An 18,347-nucleotide genomic window follows, 5' to 3' on the forward strand; every position below is an offset into this window, starting at 1 on the left:
TCCTAAAGGACTCACTACGTTAAAAAAATTAGGGTCTACAAAGGCAAAATTACGGTAAATATTGTTCCCTCTCCTGGTTCACTTTTAACTGTGATTTTACCTTGATGTAAATCAACAGATTGTTTAACAATTGATAATCCTAACCCCGTCCCTTTAATATTTCCTACGTTACTAGCGCGTTCAAATTGTTGAAATAGTTTATTTTGATAATCTTTTGGTAAACCAATTCCTTGATCGGCCACTTCACACCGGACAAATTGACCCTCTTGGTGAATTGTCAGGCTAATTTTACCCCCATCAGGAGAATATTTGATCGCATTAGATAACAAATTTAATAAAATATGACGCAGTAAATGTTTATCTAAATTTCCCCGAATAACGTCTGGAGAAGTGATTAATACCAGAGGATTTGTAGTATTAGCAATAGGTTTAATTTCTTCGATAATGGCTTGACAAAATTCAACAATTTCTATGGGCTCAGGATTAAAGATTAGTTTCCCTGATTCCGCCTGACTTAATATTAACAAATCCTCTAAAAGATTGTTCATATTATGCACCGAGGTTTGAATCCTATCTAAATGTTTTTGCTTTTTATCTTCTGGCCATTTATCACTATAATCTTTCAACATTCCGGCGGACATTTGAATCGCTGTTAATGGGGTTTTTAAATCATGGGAAGCAATAGATAAAAACCGCGATTTATCATCGTTAACCGATTGGGCTTCTTCCAAAGACTGCTGCATTTCTAAGGAGGCTTGATGCTTTTTTAAGGCAATTTTAATCGCGGCATGAACTTCTCGCTCTTTAAACGGTTTCAGAATATATCCATAGGATTGCGTTTTTTCAGCCCGTTCTAAGGTTTCATCATCAGCATAAGCTGTTACATAGATCACCGGAATATTAAACTTTTCTTGAATAATTTTTGCCGTTTCAATTCCATCTAAATCCCCCTTAATTACAATATCCATTAAAATTAAATCCGGTTGGGTTTCTGTCACTTTTTGTAATGCCGATACACTAGAGGACGCAATCCCCACCACCACATATTCTAGTTTTTCTAATTTTCTTGCCAATCCTTTAGCAATGATCAATTCATCTTCGACAATTAAAATTTTAATGGCTGCCATTGTTCTCCCTCCTTTCCCTATTAACTATATTAACATTTTTTTATTTGATCCAGTTTAGCTGTATACAAATCATCTGTGGGTGACGGGGAGTAGCTATACAGGCCCTCGAAAATTGCTTCCGATTAAAACCGATGTCGATATTGAAGTTCGGAAAAACTAACGGTAAATAAGGTTCCGTTTTCTCGGTTGAGGGTGATAGTTCCTTCAAGTTGCTCGGTGAGAGTGCAAACTAATTCCATTCCCAAGGATTCAACATTTCTAAAGTCTACTCCAGCGGGAAAACCGATGCCATTATCTCGAACCGTTAGAATAATTTTATCTTCGGGGTTTTGATGTAGTCCCAGATAAACAATGCCTGAGCGACCATTGGGAAAGGCGTGTTTTAAGGTATTAGATACTAATTCATTCACAATTAAACCGCAGGGTTGAGCAGTTTCAATATTCAAACCCACGGGTTCAATATCGAGTTCAAACTCAATTCGACCAGCTTGGATATTATAAGATTCAAATAAATTATCAATTAAATCTTCTAAATAATCTCCAAAATTAATTTTTTCTAAATTAGTTGAACGATAGAGTTTTTCATGAATTAAAGCCATGGAATAGATCCGATTGCGGCTATCGTCCAAAACCTTAATTAATCCGGGTTCCTGAATATAATCCGATTGAAATTCTAAAAGATTAGAAACCACCAGCAAGTTATTTTTGACCCGGTGGTGAATTTCTTTGAGTAAAACTTCTTTTTCTCGCAAGGATGTCACCAGGGTATCTTCTGCTTTTTTGCGTTCAGTAATGTCTCGATACATCCACAAATGACCTTGAGAGACTCCTTGAATGATAATCGGAACATAATCTCGTTCAAAAGTCCGTCCATCAACTAAAGAGATTTCTTCATTCGTGATCACTCGCTTTCTGCCCATGACTTCTTTATTTCTAATAATAAATTGTGTGGGATCGCTAAAGAGATTTTGATATTCAAAGGAAAATGTTTTGCCATCTATACCGATCAGTTGATCGGAGGATTCTTTAATCTTAAATAAATCGCAAAAGGCTTGATTAATTAATACAATTCTCTGAAATTCATCCTTAACTAAAACCCCTAATTGTAAATTCTCAATCAATGTGCTTAACCGGGATGTAGTTGCCCATAATTGTTCTTCAATTCTTTTGCGATCGCTAATATCAATCCAATATCCAACTATTTCTAAAGGATTTCCTTGGGCATCGAGGATTAATTTGGCTTGATCATACATCCAACGATAGCTACCATCCCGGTGTTGAAAACGATATTCATAACTACAATATCCTTGCTCAAACAACGGAGATAACGGAGATAATTGATTTATAATTTTCTCAATATCCTCTGGATGAATATGACTTAACCAAAATCCAGGTTGAGTAAATTCGGAAACATCATATCCTAAAAGAGTCTTGATATTATCACTAATAAATGTGGTTTGATAGTCTCCTCCTGGTTTGGCACTATAAATAATTCCTGGGCTAGAAAATAGCAAATATTTTAATCGTTCTTGACTGACTAATAAAGATTGTTGAGCGAGAGATCTTTCTTTTAATTCTGTTTGTAATTGTTCATAAAGTTCAGATTGTTGAATCGCAATGGCGAGTTGACTGGTAATTTGTTCTAGTAGGGAAATTTCCAATTCTTCCCATTGTCGAGTTTGACTGCATTGATGGGCAATTAATAAACCCCATAACGTCCCATTTTCAACAATAGGAACCGCTAGTTTAGCTTGCACTTGAAATCGAGTTAAAAATTCAACTAAACAGGGTAAAATATGACCATTGTTAATATTAGCAATCGAGCAAATTTTGCCTTGAATATAATGGTTATGACATTCTGAGGGAAAGATTTCTTCAGAAAAAGTTTGTTCTGAAAGGGAACACCACTCAGGACTAACGGCTTCAGAAATAACACAACCTGTGTAATCATTGTAAATGCGATAAACTAATACCCGGTCGGTTTTCAAAAATTGTTTAACTTCCGTCACCATTGTTGATAAAATAGATTTTAGATCTAAAGATTCTCGAATTCGTTGGGTAATAGTGGCAATTAATCGTTCTCGAATCACTTGTTGAGCTAAACGTTCCTCGGCTAATTTATTTTCAGTAATATCATTCTGGATTCCTAAATAATGGGTGAGATTTCCCTCCTGATCATAAATGGGAGAAATATTGAGTTCATTCCAAAATAGAGATCCATCTTTTCGGTAATTTCTTAATACGACATTACAATTTTTTGTCTGTTTTAATGAATTTTTAATTTGTTGTAACTCGGGCTGATTATGATCCTTACCTTGAAGAAAACGGCTATTTTTCCCCAGGGCTTCTGCGGCAGAATATCCAGTCACTTTTTCAAAAGCCGGGTTGACAAAAACAATGGGATTATCCGGTTGTCGAGCATCAGTAATCACAATCCCATTACTACTATAGGCGATCGCTCGTTCACTCAGCCGCAATTGTTCTTCTACCTTTTTCCGTTCTGTAATATCCGTTGCGGTTCCTAGAATTTGTTTAGGTTTACCGTCGGAAGTCCGAGCAAAAATTGTATCTCGACTGACCAACCAATGCCAATTTCCCTGAGTATCTTTGATGCGGTATTCAAACTCTAAAATTTCATCGTCATTGGCGGTGGCAATTTTCTGATAATGTTTTGCTAACCTTATATAATCCTCTGGATGAATCACTTCAGAGAGGAAATTTGAACCTTTTTCTAAAGTTTGTTCTGGCGTATATCCTAAAATTTTAATAATTTCTTGATTCACATAAATATTGCGAGTTTCAATTAAATCATAAATATATAAAATATTAGGAATAGCATCAGTAATTCGTTGAATAAACCGTTGACTTTCTTGTAACTCTAATTCAGCTTTTTTGCGATCCGTAATATCTAATGCCGCGCCAGTAATTCCGATAATATTTCCTTCTAAATCCAATAAAGGATCAATGGTTAAATCATGGCATTGAAAATCTTCCTCCAAATTAGTAGTCACCTCTTTTCGCAAACCAACTTTTGTGTTCAAAACCTGTTGTTTAAGTTGGGTGAGTTGAATCGCATTTTCCACAGAAAAAATATCAAAATCAAATTTACCAATAATTGCTTCTGGTTCATATCCTCCCGCCGGATTATAAATCCAAGTGTAGCGTAACTCTACATCCTGATTAAACACAACAATAGGCGAATTTTTTAGCGTAATTTTAAATCGTTCTTCACTAAACCGTAGAGCCGCTTCCGTTTGTTTTCTTTCAATTGCCGTTGCTAGAATATTCGCCACAGTTTGCAAATAATTTACATCATCTTCGCTAAACAGTTGATTTTTTTTACCATAAATGTCTAACTGTCCTAAGTGCTGATAATTTTGCCCCATAATCGGAACACAAATTCCTTGATTGAGAAAATTAAACTTGCCATAATTAAGTTCTGTTGGCTGTAAATTCTGCCTATATTTGCAGCTACCAGAAAATAAGTTAGATGTTAAATCCTCCTGATTGTCGGGGTCTGGATTTCTGTTCAAGGATGGTAAAACTAGGGGCTCGTGACTCAGAAGGATATAATTTTCCAAGGGTTCATCCCAAACTGCTAAGGTGAGAAAATTTTCCCCGGAATAATATTCTAAAACTTTGCAATACTCAACGTTTAAATTGTTAGCAATCTGAATCACTACTTCATTAATTAGGGAAACTAAATTCATTTCTGATAGGGCTTTTTGACCTAATTTGACAATAATCGCTTGTTGATTAGTCTTATTTTCTAATTGAGACTCTATTTTTTTTAACTCGACAACTTGGCGCTGGAGTTTTTCATTCATGAAAATTAGTTCTGTTGTCCGGTCAGCCACTCGAACTTCTAAATCTTGATTTAGGGTTTTTAACTCCGCTTCGGCTTGTTGACGCTCTACACCAGAGGCAATAATATTAGCAACGGCTTGTAAAAAATTAATTTCATCGGCGCTAAAGGTTCGTTGCTCCTGAGAATGAATTCCTAACACCCCAACGGGCTTTTCTTTTCCAGAAATTAAAACTGTTACCCCACTAACAATATGATGATTGGAAAAAAATGCCGAACCGTTAAAGCGGGTTTCAACCCGCAAATCCTCAGTGATAATCGGTTGTTTCATTAATAATGTATAGCCTGGTTGGGACTGGGGGCTATTGCTCAGAGTAACTCGCCCCACCGAACCAGGCCGCCAACCTAATCCCGCCGTTAACAAAAATGTGCTTTGGTTGGGGAGTAATTCCCAAATTTGAACATATTTGATCCCTAATGTTTTTCCCACCAAGGTCACAACCTTTTTGGCCAGGTGCCCTAAGTTGGTTTGTGAGAGGGCATATTGACCTAATTCGGCAATCACCTGTTGTTGTCGGGCGCGACGCTTGAGTTCCTGTTGGGCTGTTTCACGAATAGTGACATCCTGCACTAAAGATAAAAGAGAAATAACTCGCCCATTTTCATTTTTTAAAGCAGAATTGTACCATTCACAATATACTAAATTCCCCTGTTTTGTGTAGTTCCGATTGCAACAGATATTCCGGTTTTCCTCACCATTGAGCAACCGCGACGAGATCGCATTTACCTGTTCTAAATCCTCTGGATATACAAATTCCCAGTTATTCCAATGGCGATTCAGAAGTTCTTCTGCCTTCCATCCAAAGATTTTTTCGGCTTGGGGCGACCACCGTTTGACCCGAAACTGCTCATCCCACTCAATCACAGCTAAAGGAGAATTTTCGACGTGAAAGATTAACTGTTGATGGGCTTGTTCTAATTTAGCTTCTATGGTTGGTTGCGCGCTGGAGTCGAGGGGGAGTTGGAGTTCCCGCAGGCGTTGTTGTACCCGTTGTTCAATGATTTGTTCCTGTTGGTCAAGGAGGTGTTGCCTCTCTGCTTTTTTATTATTTTTTGTCATAAATCACCGGATATTATAGTTATTTTTCAAAGAAAAAAAGCCATAGTCAACCGTCAAGCAGACAAAGGTAAATAAACGGTTACAAGAGTTTGGTGATCGCTGGGACTTTCTATGATCAGTTGACCTTGATGAAGTCCTATCAGTTTTTGGACAATGGCTAATCCTAATCCCGAACCCTGTTGTTCATACAATTTGCGTTCAAACTGAACATGGGCTCCAATTTGAGCTATTTGTTGAGGGGTGATCTCTCGTCCATAGTTTTTAACTGATAAAACAAATTGATTACCTTTAACAAATCCGTTAATTTCAATCGGTTGTCCGGGGGCGGAAAATTTCATGGCATTATCAACTAATTCTTCAACCAGTTTTTCTACTCTCATTTCTGCCATCGCGATCGCCACATCTTGTAGATTGAGAAATAAATCTGCCTCCCGTTTTTCCTCTTGAACTTGAGCCATTACTTTTTCCGTAATTACTGTTTGCGAGGATCGGGTTTTATCCTGACGTAAGCTGGCAATCTTTTTGGGATCGGTGGCAATTAGTTCTAATTCAGCATAGAGCAGAAAATTCATTGTCAACCGATACAAACGTTTACCCGATAGGGAAATTTGCTCGACAATTTCACGGATCTCATGAGTTTCCATAAAATCTAACTCATCGAGTAAAAGTTCCGTTGATGCCAAAATTCCATTTAAAGGAGTTCTTAATTCATGGGGCAAGGAATGGGTAATATTGTTGCGAAGTTCATCTAATTTTTGCTGGGAAAATTTTTGAACTGAGGCTTTTTTTTCTAGTTGAGTGGCGATCGCTTTTAGTAATTCTTTGGGGGTAAAGGGTTTAATTAAATAATCATCTGCTCCCAGTTCCATGCCCTTTCGTAAGTCTAATTTATCGGCTTTAGAAGTTAGAAAAATAAACGGAACTATCTTAGTTTCTGGTGCTTTTCTCAGGGCCTCTAATACCCCATGACCGTCCATTTCCGGCATCACCACATCACATAAAATTAAATCAGGATTAAATTTTTGGGCAACTTGTAAACCGATCTTTCCATTCTCGGCAGAAAGGGTTTCAAATTCTTCAATTTCTAACAGTTCTAAAATGCTATCCCGAATTAATTGTTCATTTTCAATTACTAAAATTCTGGTCATTTTGATTTCCTCAATAATTTTGATTCAGGATTATGATGGATGAGGTTGAGAAATATTTAATTGACTTCCACTTTTAACTAAAGTTTGAAAATCCTCTAAATTGAGCGGACGACTAAATAGATACCCCTGAATTTCATCACATTGAAAGCTCTGCAAGATATTTAATTCTTCTTGAGTTTCTACCCCTTCAGCAATCACTTTTAAATTTAACAGATGAGCCATTGAAATTAAAGATTGCGTGATGGTGGCATTGATTTTATTAGTATGGAGATTGCGGACAAAAGATTGATCTATTTTCAGCACATCAAAGGGGAATTTTTGCAGATAGCTTAGGGAAGAATATCCCGTCCCAAAATCATCAATAGCTATGGTTACTCCCAAGGCTTTTAAAGCCTGTAACTGTTGGATGGATAATTCAGCATCTCGAATTAATAAACTTTCGGTTAATTCTAATTCTAAATAATCCGGTTCACAGCCCGTAGTGAGTAAAATCTCCATTAACTTTTGGCATAAATTAGGTGTTTGGAATTGCCGCCCCGATAAATTTACCGCCACGCGCAAACTTCCTAAACCTTGAGATCGCCAGGCTTGACTATGTTGACAGGCTTGAGATAAAACCCATTCGCCAATGGATTCAATTAAACCCGTTTCTTCCGCAATAGGAATAAATTTTATTGGGGAAATCCTGCCCTTTTGGGGATGTTTCCAGCGAAGTAAGGCCTCCGCACCAATAATATTTCCCGTTTTCAAACTGACTTGCGGTTGATAGTAAAGTTCCAATTCTTCTCTTTCTAAAGCATACCGCAAAGCAACTTCTAAATCAATCCTTTCCGACAGTTGATGTTCCGAAGCAGGAATATAAAAACTATAATGATTTCCTCCTTGTTGTTTAACTTGATTCATGGCTTGTTTGGCCTCCCGCAGCAGGTGTTGAATATCCCGACCATCTTGGGGATAAAGGGAAACTCCAGCACTAACGGTGATCAAAACTTCTCGATTTGTTAACACAAAGGGATCAGAGATCTGCTGTTGTAAGTTTTCAATTACGGTCTTAATCTGTTGTTGCTCCAAAATTGGTGGGAGTAAAATTGCAAATTGATTGCTATCAATATGAATAATAATATTATCAGCAGGTAAACTTTTTCTTAACCGCTCGGCCACCGCTTTCAAAAGGGAATCTCCCCCTTCATAACCTAAAATATCGTTAATTCTACCAAACCGATCTATCCCTAAATAGATAATCGGTATCATCCCATTTTGTTGCCAATTTTGATTAGCAACAGACAGCAATGAAAACTCATCCAACCTTTGTTGAAAATATTCCAACAGGGATAAACGGTTGGGTAAGTTAGTGGGGCTATCTTGATAAATTAATTGATTAAGTTTAGATTCAGCTATTTTTAATTGGTGAGTATAATTAGCTTTTAAAGTGGCATTTTTTTTCAAACGAATCACAATGGCTTTGAGTAATTCTGTGGGGGTGAAAGGCTTGGTTAGATAATCATCAGCCCCAAGCTGCATTCCTTTTCGCAGGTCGCCGACATCGGAGTTTGCTGTTAAGAAGATGAAGGGAATAGTTGCCGTGACCGGATTTTTTTGTAAAGCAACGAGAACCCCATAACCGTCGATTTCCGGCATCGCCACATCACACAAAATTAAATCTGGTTGATGCTGAATTGCCAATTGTAAACCAATTTTGCCATTTCCGGCATTAAAAACTTCAAATTTTTCTGTTTCTAGTAATTCGATAATGTTATCTCTAATTAAGTCTTCATCCTCAATAACCAGAATTTTAGACATGGTTGTTTATCTCAAACAAATTTTTTATATAAAAAATCGTAGTGAGTCTTTCACACCCTTAAGAGAGTCCTTCAGGACTCACTACGATTATTTAATTGCGGGCTAAACCTTCTTGACGGGCGGTATGGGTAACGGCACTGGCGACGGCTGTCGCAACCCGTTTATCAAATACCGAAGGCACAACATATTCCCGATCTAAATCCGTGGGAGAAACTAAAGAGGCGATCGCATTTGCGGCTTCTAAATACATGGAAATGGTTAAACTTCTAGCTCCACAATCTAACACCCCTCGAAATAGACCGGGAAAGGCTAAAACATTATTAATTTGATTGGGATAATCACTCCGTCCGGTTGCTACGACTGCGACATCATTTAGAATTAATTCCGGTTGAATTTCAGGAATCGGATTAGCCATCGCAAAAACAATAGGATTTTTCGCCATAGATCGCACCATTTCTGGAGTTACCACCCCAGGGGCACTAACTCCCATAAACACATCCGCATCCTTCATCGCATCCGCTAAAGTTCCCGATAAGTTAACGGCAAATTCCCGTTTTTGTGCGTTAATATCGGTGCGATTATGACTAATAATTCCCTTAGAATCACAGAGGGTAATATTCCGCACTCCGGCTTTTTTAAATAAACGGGCCATGGCAACCCCCGCAGCACCCGCCCCGTTTAAAACCAGGTGGATATCTTCCCGGGATTTTTTGACTAATTTTAGGGAATTAATTAACGCGGCTAAACTAACAATTGCCGTGCCATGTTGATCATCATGAAAAATCGGAATATCTAAAGATTCTCGCAGCCTGGCTTCAATTTCAAAACAGCGAGGAGCGGCGATATCTTCTAAATTTATGCCGCCGAAAACTGGGGCCAGATATTTAACCGTTTCGATAATTTTGTCAGTATCTTGGGTATCTAAACAAATCGGAAAGGCATCAACATCTCCAAATTCTTTAAATAGCATGGCTTTCCCTTCCATCACGGGTAAAGCTGCGCCGGGCCCTAAATTTCCCAAGCCTAAAACTGCACTACCATCAGTCACAATCGCGACGGTATTTTGTTTAATGGTCAGTTGATAAATTTGTTCTGGATCTTCTGCGATCGCTTTACAAATTCGACCTACCCCCGGAGTATAGGCCATGGCTAAATCCGATTGAGATTTGAGCGGAATTTTACTTTGAATACTGATTTTTCCGGCACGATGGAGATTAAATGTTCGGTCATAAACCGCTAATACTTTTAACTCAGTTAAATCTTTTACCGCTTGGACAATTTGTTCTGCGTGTTCCTCACTAGAGGCGTCCACACTGATTTCCCGAATGGTTTTGTGCAGAGTTTGTTCAATTAAATCAATTTGGCCTAAATTTCCCCCGACGGTGGCGATCGCTTGAAAAACACTAGCCAACATTCCGGCACGGTTAGGCAGTTCCAGACGAATTGTAACGCTATAACTAGGATTCGGTGTTAAGTTAACCATATTTAGTATTAATTAGCTGTCCATTGGGTATGATATCACCGCAGATCAAGATCAGTCTGTAGTTGAAGCATGACATATAGAAATGGGTAATGGGCAAGGGGGAATTACGAATTATGAATTACGAGGGGGTAAGGGGTAATAGATAATGGGTAATGCTGCTATATATCGAATTTTTTTAATACTGCTGCTGGAGTTGCAGGTAATAGCTGAGGTTAGCTAAGGTAATATAGTGATCGACATATTTCGGAGTGGGTGTTTTTTCCAGCGCTCGCTTTACTTGCTTTTTTCGCTGATTTTTTGAGGATTCCATAGTGATCATCTCGGGTTAGGGTGGGCGGTCTACCTTGATTATCTAATAATATCTGATCTGTTCACCCTTGATAGTCTCAGATCTGTTAATTTTTGGGGTGATCCGCACCAGAATCAGACAAAACAAGTGAAATTGTTGACTCCATTAATAAGATTAATCAGGACAATGGTTTTATCGGATTTTCAGTTATCTTCCCAGACGGTTCATATTTGGCAAACCAATCTAACACGATCGCCTCAACACTTTGAATTTTATCAAAGTATTCTGGCTGATGATGAGCTAAAACGAGCGAGACGGTTTAAGTTTGAACGAGATCAACAGGCATTTACGATTGCCAGGGGAACATTAAGAATGATTCTCAGCCGCTATTTAAACCTTTCTCCAAAACAGATTTACTTTAAGTACAGTTCTAATGGAAAACCGAGTTTAGATCAAGCTTCCTTACCCCTAAAGTTTAATTTATCTCATGCCTATGGGAAAGCGATGTATGCGATCGCCCTTGAAGAAAATATCGGCATAGATATAGAATATATTCGGGAAATTGAAGTTCTATCTCTGGCAAAACGCTTTTTTTGTGACTCTGAATACCAGTGGTTGAATTCCCTTAATTCAGAAAAACAATATTCGGCATTTTTTCAACTCTGGACTTGCAAAGAAGCCTATTTAAAAGCCACGGGAGAAGGTTTAGTTGGGTTAGAGGATATTGAAATTGCAACTCCTCTGGATTCACACCTAAAAATTTTGAAAATTTCCCAGGATTCGGAATTAGCTAAAAATTGGACGTTACAAAGAATTGAAACCGCAGAAAACTATCTAGCAACCTTGGCAATTAAGGGAATAAATTATCAGTTTAAATATAGACAATGGACTGAAGAAGAGGAAATTGAGTATAATATTATGGCTAAATATAGATGACAATTTATCTAATTAATGTTAATATTGTCAGTAGATAGCCATTCAATAGCCTAGATTAATACAGGAAAAAATCATGATTGCTAATTTTCAAGATTCTCCAAAAATGACATCAGAAGAATACCTAAAATGGGAAGCCACACAGGAAATGCGCCATGAATATGTCGATGGTGAAATTGTGGCAATGACCGGAGGGAGTATTCCTCATAATGACATTGTTCTTAACTTATATACCTCACTCAGACCCCATTTACGTCAAAGAGGATGTCGAGTTAATGTCTCCGATGTGAAAGTTCAGGCTAATCAAAACAGTCGTTATTTTTATCCAGATTTAGTCATAACTTGTGATCCTGAAGATTTAAAATCTCGTAAGTTTATTCAAAACCCTAAAGTTATTGTTGAGGTTCTTTCCCCCAGTACCGCTAGTTATGATTGCACAAAAAAACTCAAATATTATCGCCAGATTCCTAGTTTACAAGAGTATGTGTTAATTGATTCAGAATCGATGAGTGTTGAGATTTATCATCGGGGAGAAGGAAAAATGTGGTATTATTATGAATACACAAATGGAGATGCGATCGCATTACAAAGCATAGAATTTGAATGTCCGATTGAGCTTTTATATGAAGGAATTAGCTTTGATCAGGAGTAAAATTTTTGTGTTGTTGAATGGGAATCTCAATTGTAAATTCCGATCCGACCCTAACTTGAGAGGAACATTTTAACTGACCTAGATGTCTTTCTACCACAATTTGATAGCTGATGGCTAATCCTAAACCAGTTCCTTTACCTACAGGTTTTGTGGTAAAAAATGGATCAAATAATTTATTTTTAACGGTTTCCGTTATTCCCATCCCATTATCAGCAATTCTGATTAAAACCTGATTATTCTCAATAACTTCTGTAGTAATCGTAATAGTGGGTTTCCAACAATTCAATGAATTAAAACCGATATCATCTTCGGCATATAACTCTACATCATTGGGATTTAGATTAGAAATAATTTGTTGATTTTGTTCTACGATTCGCTCCTGAATGGCATCAATAGCATTAGTGAGTAAATTCATAAAGACTTGATTAATCTGACCTGCATAACAATGCACTAAGGGCAATTCCCCATAATTTTTGATCACCTGAATTTTTTGTCTTTCTCCAGTTTCTGATAAGCGATTTTGTAAGATCAATAATGTATTTTCTAAGCCCTCATGTAAATTAACTTGTTTGACATCTGCTTCATCCAAACGAGAAAAATTTCTCAGGGATAAAACAATTTGTTGAATGCGACTCGCCCCAACTTTCATTGAACTTAATATTTTGGGAAAATCTCGTTGCAAAAATTCTAAATCTACGGTTTCAATTACTTCTTTAATATCAGAAATTGGTTCAGGATAATGAGCTTGATATAGTGCTACTAAACTTAATAAATCCTCCAGATATTGGGTCGCGTAATTAACATTTCCATAAATAAAATTAATTGGATTATTAATTTCATGGGCGACTCCCGCCACTAACTGACCTAAAGAAGACATCTTTTCGGTTTGAATTAAATGGGCTTGAGTTTGTCGTAATTTATTTAAAGTCGCTTCTAATTCCAGGGTTTGAGCCTTAGCTAAAGTCGCTGCTTCTCGGGTTTGGTTATAAAGTTGGGCTTGATTAATGGCGATCGCCACTTGCGCGGTGACAGCCTGTAATAATTCTACTTCAGAATCACTCCAACAACGGGGTTCTTGATGATTTCCACAAACTAAAACCCCGATTTCTCCCATTTGAGTTTGGATGGGGAGAGACAGCACAGATACCAAGCCAAACTTGAGCAAAAATGACTTTCTTTCAGATTCGGGGACATGATCAATATGATCAATTCGTCCCATTTCTAAATCCAAATACTTCTCCGACCAAATACCAACATCTTCTAAATAATATCGACCAATAATATCAGGAATTGCCGGATCTTTGGCTTCGGCTACTATTTCCCAATAGACTGAATTAGAATGGGATTGAGATAAATTTTGGTAATCTGAATTGAAACTCATTTCTGACCGTCGATACCAACAAAAATAGCATCGGTCAACCTTCATTAACTCCCAAACCTGCAACACTGTTGTTTCTAAAATTGTTTTTAAATCCAAGGAATTGCGAATTTGATTGGCTAAATGATTAATTAGTTTTTCCTGTTGAGCCAGTTGTCGAAATCGGATTTCAGATTCTGCTAATAATTCTTCCGCTAATTTTCGCTCTGTAATATCTTCATAGGTTCCTAATATTCCCACTACATTCCCTTCTGGATCATGGAGAGGAATTTTATTAGTTTCTAACCAACATTGTTTTCCATTTGCTTGTAATTGAGTTTCGATAATCCGATAACGAGGGGTATTCGTTTCCATGACCTCTCGATCAACTTGTCGATACAATTCAGCTTCATCCAAAGTCCAACTTAAATCGTAATCTGTCTTACCAATAATATTTTCAGAAGACTTTAATCCCACATCCAAAGCTAATTGTAAATTACACCCTTGAAAGACTGAATTTCGATCCTTCCAAAAAACTCTTTGCGGGATCGTATTCATAATTAATTGCAACATTTGTTGAGATTTTTGTAAATTTTCCTCTATTATTTTGCGGTCATTAATATCTGTAATTGTGCCAATATAGCCGGTCACCTGTCCCACTTCATCTTTCATCGGAATCGCTTGACCCAATACCCAAAACCCATTTTGATCGGCGGCCTGTAAACGATATTCTGAATAAAAGGGTTGTTGATTTTCAATCGCAGTTAACCATTCTTGAATTAACCTTTCGCGATCTTCCTGATAAATTCCATAGACCCAATTTTTATTCAACGCATCCGCAGGTTGAGTTCCCGTAATTTTGCAGCCATATTGATTAATAAATAAACACTGTCCCGTTGCATCGGTTTCAAACAAACCCACTGGACAAGCATCCATTAAATTTTGATAATGTTGTTGATTTTTATTTAATAACTCATTAACTTTTTCAAGTTCTTTGGGACTTTTAAACTGTAACAGTTTAGGAACTAAAGGAATAATGGAACAGGCGGTAAAAATTGAAACTATTGCAGTAATTGCCTTTAATCCACCGGATAGCCAATACAAAGGATACCAAAGGGTGATAATTGACATCAAATGGGTGAGTCCGCAAGCAAAAATAAACGTACTAAATAGGATTAAAATATTAGAGAAGGGTATATCTTGACTCCGACGAGCAAAGTAAAGTAAGCCAAGGGGAATAGAAAAATAAGCGATCGTAGTCAATAAATCCGAAACCAGATGTAGCCCCATTAATTGAGATTGCCAAAGGTAGCAGGAACCATGAGGCATCCAGGAGGTCATTGCAACCAGTTGTTGTGAAATCATCCAGGTGAAATTCATGACAATTTAGAATTTATCATTGGAAATTAAAGATACAATAAAAGTTTGAATTTGGGTTCAAAAAAAGGGGATTAACAATTGATAATAGCACCAACAGTAATAGGGTGATGCGATCGCCCGCAGCAAAAATCACCTTTAACCTTTATAATTATACTTGTGATACAAATTCCCGATTTAGGCTTTAATGACTACAGAAATTCAAACGGAAATTCAAACGGAGGTTGAGCGACGTCGCAACTTTGCGATTATTTCTCACCCTGATGCTGGAAAAACCACCCTGACCGAAAAATTACTCCTCTACGGAGGTGCCATTCACGAAGCTGGTGCTGTTAAAGTACGGAAGGCCCAACGTCATGCTACCTCAGACTGGATGGCAATGGAGCAACAACGGGGAATTTCGATTACCTCAACGGTTTTGCAGTTTGAGTATAACAACTGTCAAATTAATCTACTAGATACACCCGGACACCAAGATTTTAGTGAAGATACCTACCGCACCTTAGCTGCTGCTGATAATGCGGTGATGTTAGAAGATGCCGCCAAGGGTTTAGAGCCGCAAACTCGCAAACTTTTTGAAGTCTGCAAAATGCGGGGTCTGCCTATTTTTACTTTTATTAATAAAATGGATCGTCCGGGTCAAGAACCCTTAGAATTACTGGATGAAATAGAAAAAGAATTAGGGTTAAAAACCTATCCCATAAATTGGCCGATTGGTACGGGCGATCGCTTTAAAGGAGTATTTGATCGTCGTAAACAAAAAATTCATTTATTTGAACGCAGTGCCCACGGAAGTCGAGAAGCGTTAGATACGGTTTTTGATTTAGATGATCCCCGCCTTCAGGAATTTTTAGATCCCGATCTTTATGCACAATTAAAAGAAGAATTAGAACTCCTAGAACACGTCGGTTCCGAATTTGATTTAGATTTAGTTCATGCTGGAAAAATGACCCCGGTTTTCTTTGGCAGTGCCATGACTAACTTTGGGGTGCAATTATTCTTAGATTCCTTCTTAGATTATGCCTTAAAACCCGGTTCCCATCTGAGTACCTTGGGGGATATGGAACCCGAATATCCAGAGTTTACGGGCTTTGTTTTTAAGCTACAAGCGAATATGGATGCCAAACACCGAGATCGGGTGGCGTTTGTGCGCGTTTGTACGGGAAAATTTGAAAAAGATATGACGGTGAATCATGCCCGGACTGGAAAAGTTGTCCGTCTTTCCCGTCCGCAAAAACTCTTTGCCCAGGAAAGACAATCGATTGAAACGGCCTATCCTGGGGATGTGATTGGATTAAATAATCCGGGGGTTTTTGCCATTGGGGATACCATTTATATGGGCAAAAAATTAGAATATGAAGGGATTCCCTGTTTTACCCCGGAGTTATTTGCCTATTTAAAAAATCCCAATCCTTCTAAGTTTAAACAATTCCATAAGGGAGTTTTAGAATTACGAGAGGAAGGGGCGGTACAAATTATGTTTTCTGTGGATCAATCTAAACGTGACCCGATTTTAGCGGCGGTGGGTCAACTGCAATTTGAGGTGGTGCAGTTTAGATTGCAAAATGAATATGGGGCTGAAACCCTATTAGAACCTCTCCCCTATACTGTGGCCCGTTGGGTAACTGGAGGTTGGGAGGTTTTAAATAAAGTGGGACGAATTTTTAACGCGGCGGTGGTTAAAGATAGTTGGGATCGTCCAGTTTTGCTGTTTAAAAATGAATGGAATTGTCGTCAAGCGGAAGCCGATCATCCTGAGTTAAAACTAACTTCTATTGCTCCGGTGGTTTCAATTCAACCCTTTGAATCGGGAGAGGAAGAATAAGGCTTGAATATTGATCCTTGATTAATTTTCTCCCTCGGTTTGGAGTTAGTAGGTGGTCAAAAATAAACCCATATAAAGTTCAACTTATTGTTGCGCTTCAGCGCACTGCGTTAGTCCGCTAAGGCGCAACAATTAGCTTTTTGACCACCTACCTAGAAAGAAAGATATTAAACACAAAACGAGGATGAATTTAAAACTTTTATTGATTAAGAATTGGGATCAGATGGGGATTCACCAAATAAATTGTTATAGGTGAGGGCGGCGGCAATTCCTCCCAAAATCGGAACGACCCAGAATAACCATAATTGCTGAATTGCCCAACCGCCAATAAACAATGCCGGGCCTGTGCTACGGGCCGGATTTACAGATACATTGGTGACTGGAATGCCGATTAAGTGAATTAAGGTTAATCCTAAACCAATGGCAATGGGGGCAAACCCTTGAGGTGCACGACTATCGGTTGATCCCATAATCACCATCAAGAACATAAATGTCAACACAAATTCATGCAGCACTGCCGCAAATAAGTTGTAACCGCCGGGAGAATGATCTCCATATCCATTGGTAGCAAAGGGGTTAGAACCACTTCTAAAAGCCACTGGATCAAATCCGGTTTTCCCACTAACGATTAAATAAAGCACTAAAGAGGCTAAAATTGCTCCGGCAACTTGAGAACCAATATAAAGTGCTAAATCTTTGCCTCCAGAGAAGCGTTTACCCGCCCATAATCCAAAGGAAACCGCCGGATTGAGATGGCAACCGGAAATATGACCTATGGCATAGGCCATAGTTAAAACGGTTAAACCAAAAGCTAATGCAACCCCAGCAAATCCAATCCCAAAGGGATTAGTTGGATCTTTAGTTGGATCGGGAAATGCAGCGGCAAAAACAGCAGATCCACACCCTCCAAAAACTAGCCAAAATGTTCCCATGAACTCAGCAAGACATTTCTTAGTCAGTGGCATTATTAAACCTCTTGAGAATGCACTTGAATTGAACTATCAGTTTTAATCCTGATAAGTTGCTGTTGCAACCTACCATAAAATTGATCAATTTTGGTGTCATATCTAGCAAATTTAGAAAAATTTAATAAAACCTTCGATAAATTGTTAAGAAATCATAAAAAATATCATTTTTCTATAAATATCATTTATGATGTCAGGTTTTTAAAATAAATTTATCAATAATCAGGGGATGGGTAAGCATTGGTGTTAACCTAAACTGAAAACCCCTGATTATTGCTGAGATTTGATCCCCCTAAATCCCCCTTAAAAAGGGGGACTTTGAAATCTAATTCCCCCCTTTTTAATGGGCTTAGGGGGGATCTAATTCCCCCCTTTTTAAGGGGGGTTAGGGGGGATCTAGTCTAGGATAAAAACAGGATTTTAGGTTTAAGTTAACATCAATAGTGCGTGGGCATTAATGGCCACA

Annotated in this window: 11 protein-coding genes; 3 read left to right on the plus strand and 8 right to left on the minus strand. The window is 38.0% G+C overall.

The window, feature by feature from the left end:
- Window positions 1-35: 35 nt before the first annotated feature.
- The 6 genes from AC2D3N_RS21360 to AC2D3N_RS21385 all read right to left on the minus strand — a co-directional run bounded on the left by AC2D3N_RS21360 (window position 36) and on the right by AC2D3N_RS21385 (window position 10,793).
- Window positions 36-1,127, minus strand: a complete 1,092-nt coding sequence (locus tag AC2D3N_RS21360) for a hybrid sensor histidine kinase/response regulator (protein ID WP_484692072.1) — start codon at window positions 1,125-1,127, stop codon at window positions 36-38.
- Window positions 1,128-1,249: 122 nt separating this feature from the next.
- Window positions 1,250-6,052 carry a PAS domain S-box protein gene (locus AC2D3N_RS21365; protein ID WP_484692073.1) on the minus strand — a complete coding sequence of 1,601 codons (4,803 nt, stop codon included), beginning with the start codon at window positions 6,050-6,052 and terminating at the stop codon, window positions 1,250-1,252.
- Window positions 6,053-6,105: 53 nt separating this feature from the next.
- Complete coding sequence (locus AC2D3N_RS21370) at window positions 6,106-7,200, minus strand: hybrid sensor histidine kinase/response regulator (RefSeq protein WP_484692074.1); 1,095 nt, start codon at window positions 7,198-7,200, stop codon at window positions 6,106-6,108.
- 30 nt (window positions 7,201-7,230) lie between these two features.
- The gene (locus AC2D3N_RS21375; RefSeq protein WP_079679935.1) at window positions 7,231-9,000 is read right to left on the minus strand and encodes an EAL domain-containing response regulator; all 1,770 of its coding nucleotides are present in this window, start codon (window positions 8,998-9,000) and stop codon (window positions 7,231-7,233) included.
- A 91-nt stretch (window positions 9,001-9,091) separates the two neighbouring features.
- Entirely contained in the window at window positions 9,092-10,483 is a 1,392-nt protein-coding gene (locus tag AC2D3N_RS21380; protein ID WP_079679936.1) for a malic enzyme-like NAD(P)-binding protein, read from the minus strand.
- Between the two features lie 175 nt (window positions 10,484-10,658).
- Window positions 10,659-10,793, minus strand: a complete 135-nt coding sequence (locus tag AC2D3N_RS21385; RefSeq protein WP_255377698.1) for a hypothetical protein — start codon at window positions 10,791-10,793, stop codon at window positions 10,659-10,661.
- Window positions 10,794-10,958: 165 nt separating this feature from the next.
- Here AC2D3N_RS21385 and AC2D3N_RS21390 point away from each other — a divergent pair, with 165 nt between their 5' ends.
- Together AC2D3N_RS21390 and AC2D3N_RS21395 are read left to right on the plus strand one after the other, a co-directional pair.
- Window positions 10,959-11,708 carry a 4'-phosphopantetheinyl transferase family protein gene (locus AC2D3N_RS21390; RefSeq protein WP_484692075.1) on the plus strand — a complete coding sequence of 250 codons (750 nt, stop codon included), beginning with the start codon at window positions 10,959-10,961 and terminating at the stop codon, window positions 11,706-11,708.
- Window positions 11,709-11,781: 73 nt separating this feature from the next.
- Complete coding sequence (locus AC2D3N_RS21395) at window positions 11,782-12,357, plus strand: Uma2 family endonuclease (RefSeq protein WP_484692076.1); 576 nt, start codon at window positions 11,782-11,784, stop codon at window positions 12,355-12,357.
- Here the strand turns inward: AC2D3N_RS21395 and AC2D3N_RS21400 are convergent.
- A complete protein-coding gene (locus AC2D3N_RS21400) occupies window positions 12,338-15,094 on the minus strand; it encodes a PAS domain-containing sensor histidine kinase (protein ID WP_484692077.1) in 2,757 nt (918 codons plus the stop codon). The two genes, AC2D3N_RS21395 and AC2D3N_RS21400, sit on opposite strands and share 20 nt — an antisense overlap.
- A 184-nt stretch (window positions 15,095-15,278) precedes the next feature.
- Between AC2D3N_RS21400 and prfC the strand changes: the two genes are divergently transcribed.
- A complete protein-coding gene (gene prfC, locus AC2D3N_RS21405) occupies window positions 15,279-16,916 on the plus strand; it encodes a peptide chain release factor 3 (RefSeq protein ID WP_079679940.1) in 1,638 nt (545 codons plus the stop codon).
- A gap of 206 nt (window positions 16,917-17,122) precedes the next feature.
- Here the strand turns inward: prfC and aqpZ are convergent, their stop codons facing one another.
- Window positions 17,123-17,881 carry an aquaporin Z gene (aqpZ, locus tag AC2D3N_RS21410; RefSeq protein WP_079679941.1) on the minus strand — a complete coding sequence of 253 codons (759 nt, stop codon included), beginning with the start codon at window positions 17,879-17,881 and terminating at the stop codon, window positions 17,123-17,125.
- Window positions 17,882-18,347: the final 466 nt, after the last annotated feature.

Source organism: Planktothrix sp. PLAVEN19ND, from assembly GCF_057220675.1.

Coding starts and splice junctions, on each gene's coding strand:
- AC2D3N_RS21360 (WP_484692072.1), bottom strand. CDS start 1,127: ATGGCAGCCATTAAAATTTTAATTGTCGAAGATGAATTGATCATTGCT.
- AC2D3N_RS21365 (WP_484692073.1), bottom strand. CDS start 6,052: ATGACAAAAAATAATAAAAAAGCAGAGAGGCAACACCTCCTTGACCAA.
- AC2D3N_RS21370 (WP_484692074.1), bottom strand. CDS start 7,200: ATGACCAGAATTTTAGTAATTGAAAATGAACAATTAATTCGGGATAGC.
- AC2D3N_RS21375 (WP_079679935.1), bottom strand. CDS start 9,000: ATGTCTAAAATTCTGGTTATTGAGGATGAAGACTTAATTAGAGATAAC.
- AC2D3N_RS21380 (WP_079679936.1), bottom strand. CDS start 10,483: ATGGTTAACTTAACACCGAATCCTAGTTATAGCGTTACAATTCGTCTG.
- AC2D3N_RS21385 (WP_255377698.1), bottom strand. CDS start 10,793: ATGGAATCCTCAAAAAATCAGCGAAAAAAGCAAGTAAAGCGAGCGCTG.
- AC2D3N_RS21390 (WP_484692075.1), top strand. CDS start 10,959: ATGGTTTTATCGGATTTTCAGTTATCTTCCCAGACGGTTCATATTTGG.
- AC2D3N_RS21395 (WP_484692076.1), top strand. CDS start 11,782: ATGATTGCTAATTTTCAAGATTCTCCAAAAATGACATCAGAAGAATAC.
- AC2D3N_RS21400 (WP_484692077.1), bottom strand. CDS start 15,094: ATGAATTTCACCTGGATGATTTCACAACAACTGGTTGCAATGACCTCC.
- prfC (WP_079679940.1), top strand. CDS start 15,279: ATGACTACAGAAATTCAAACGGAAATTCAAACGGAGGTTGAGCGACGT.
- aqpZ (WP_079679941.1), bottom strand. CDS start 17,881: ATGCCACTGACTAAGAAATGTCTTGCTGAGTTCATGGGAACATTTTGG.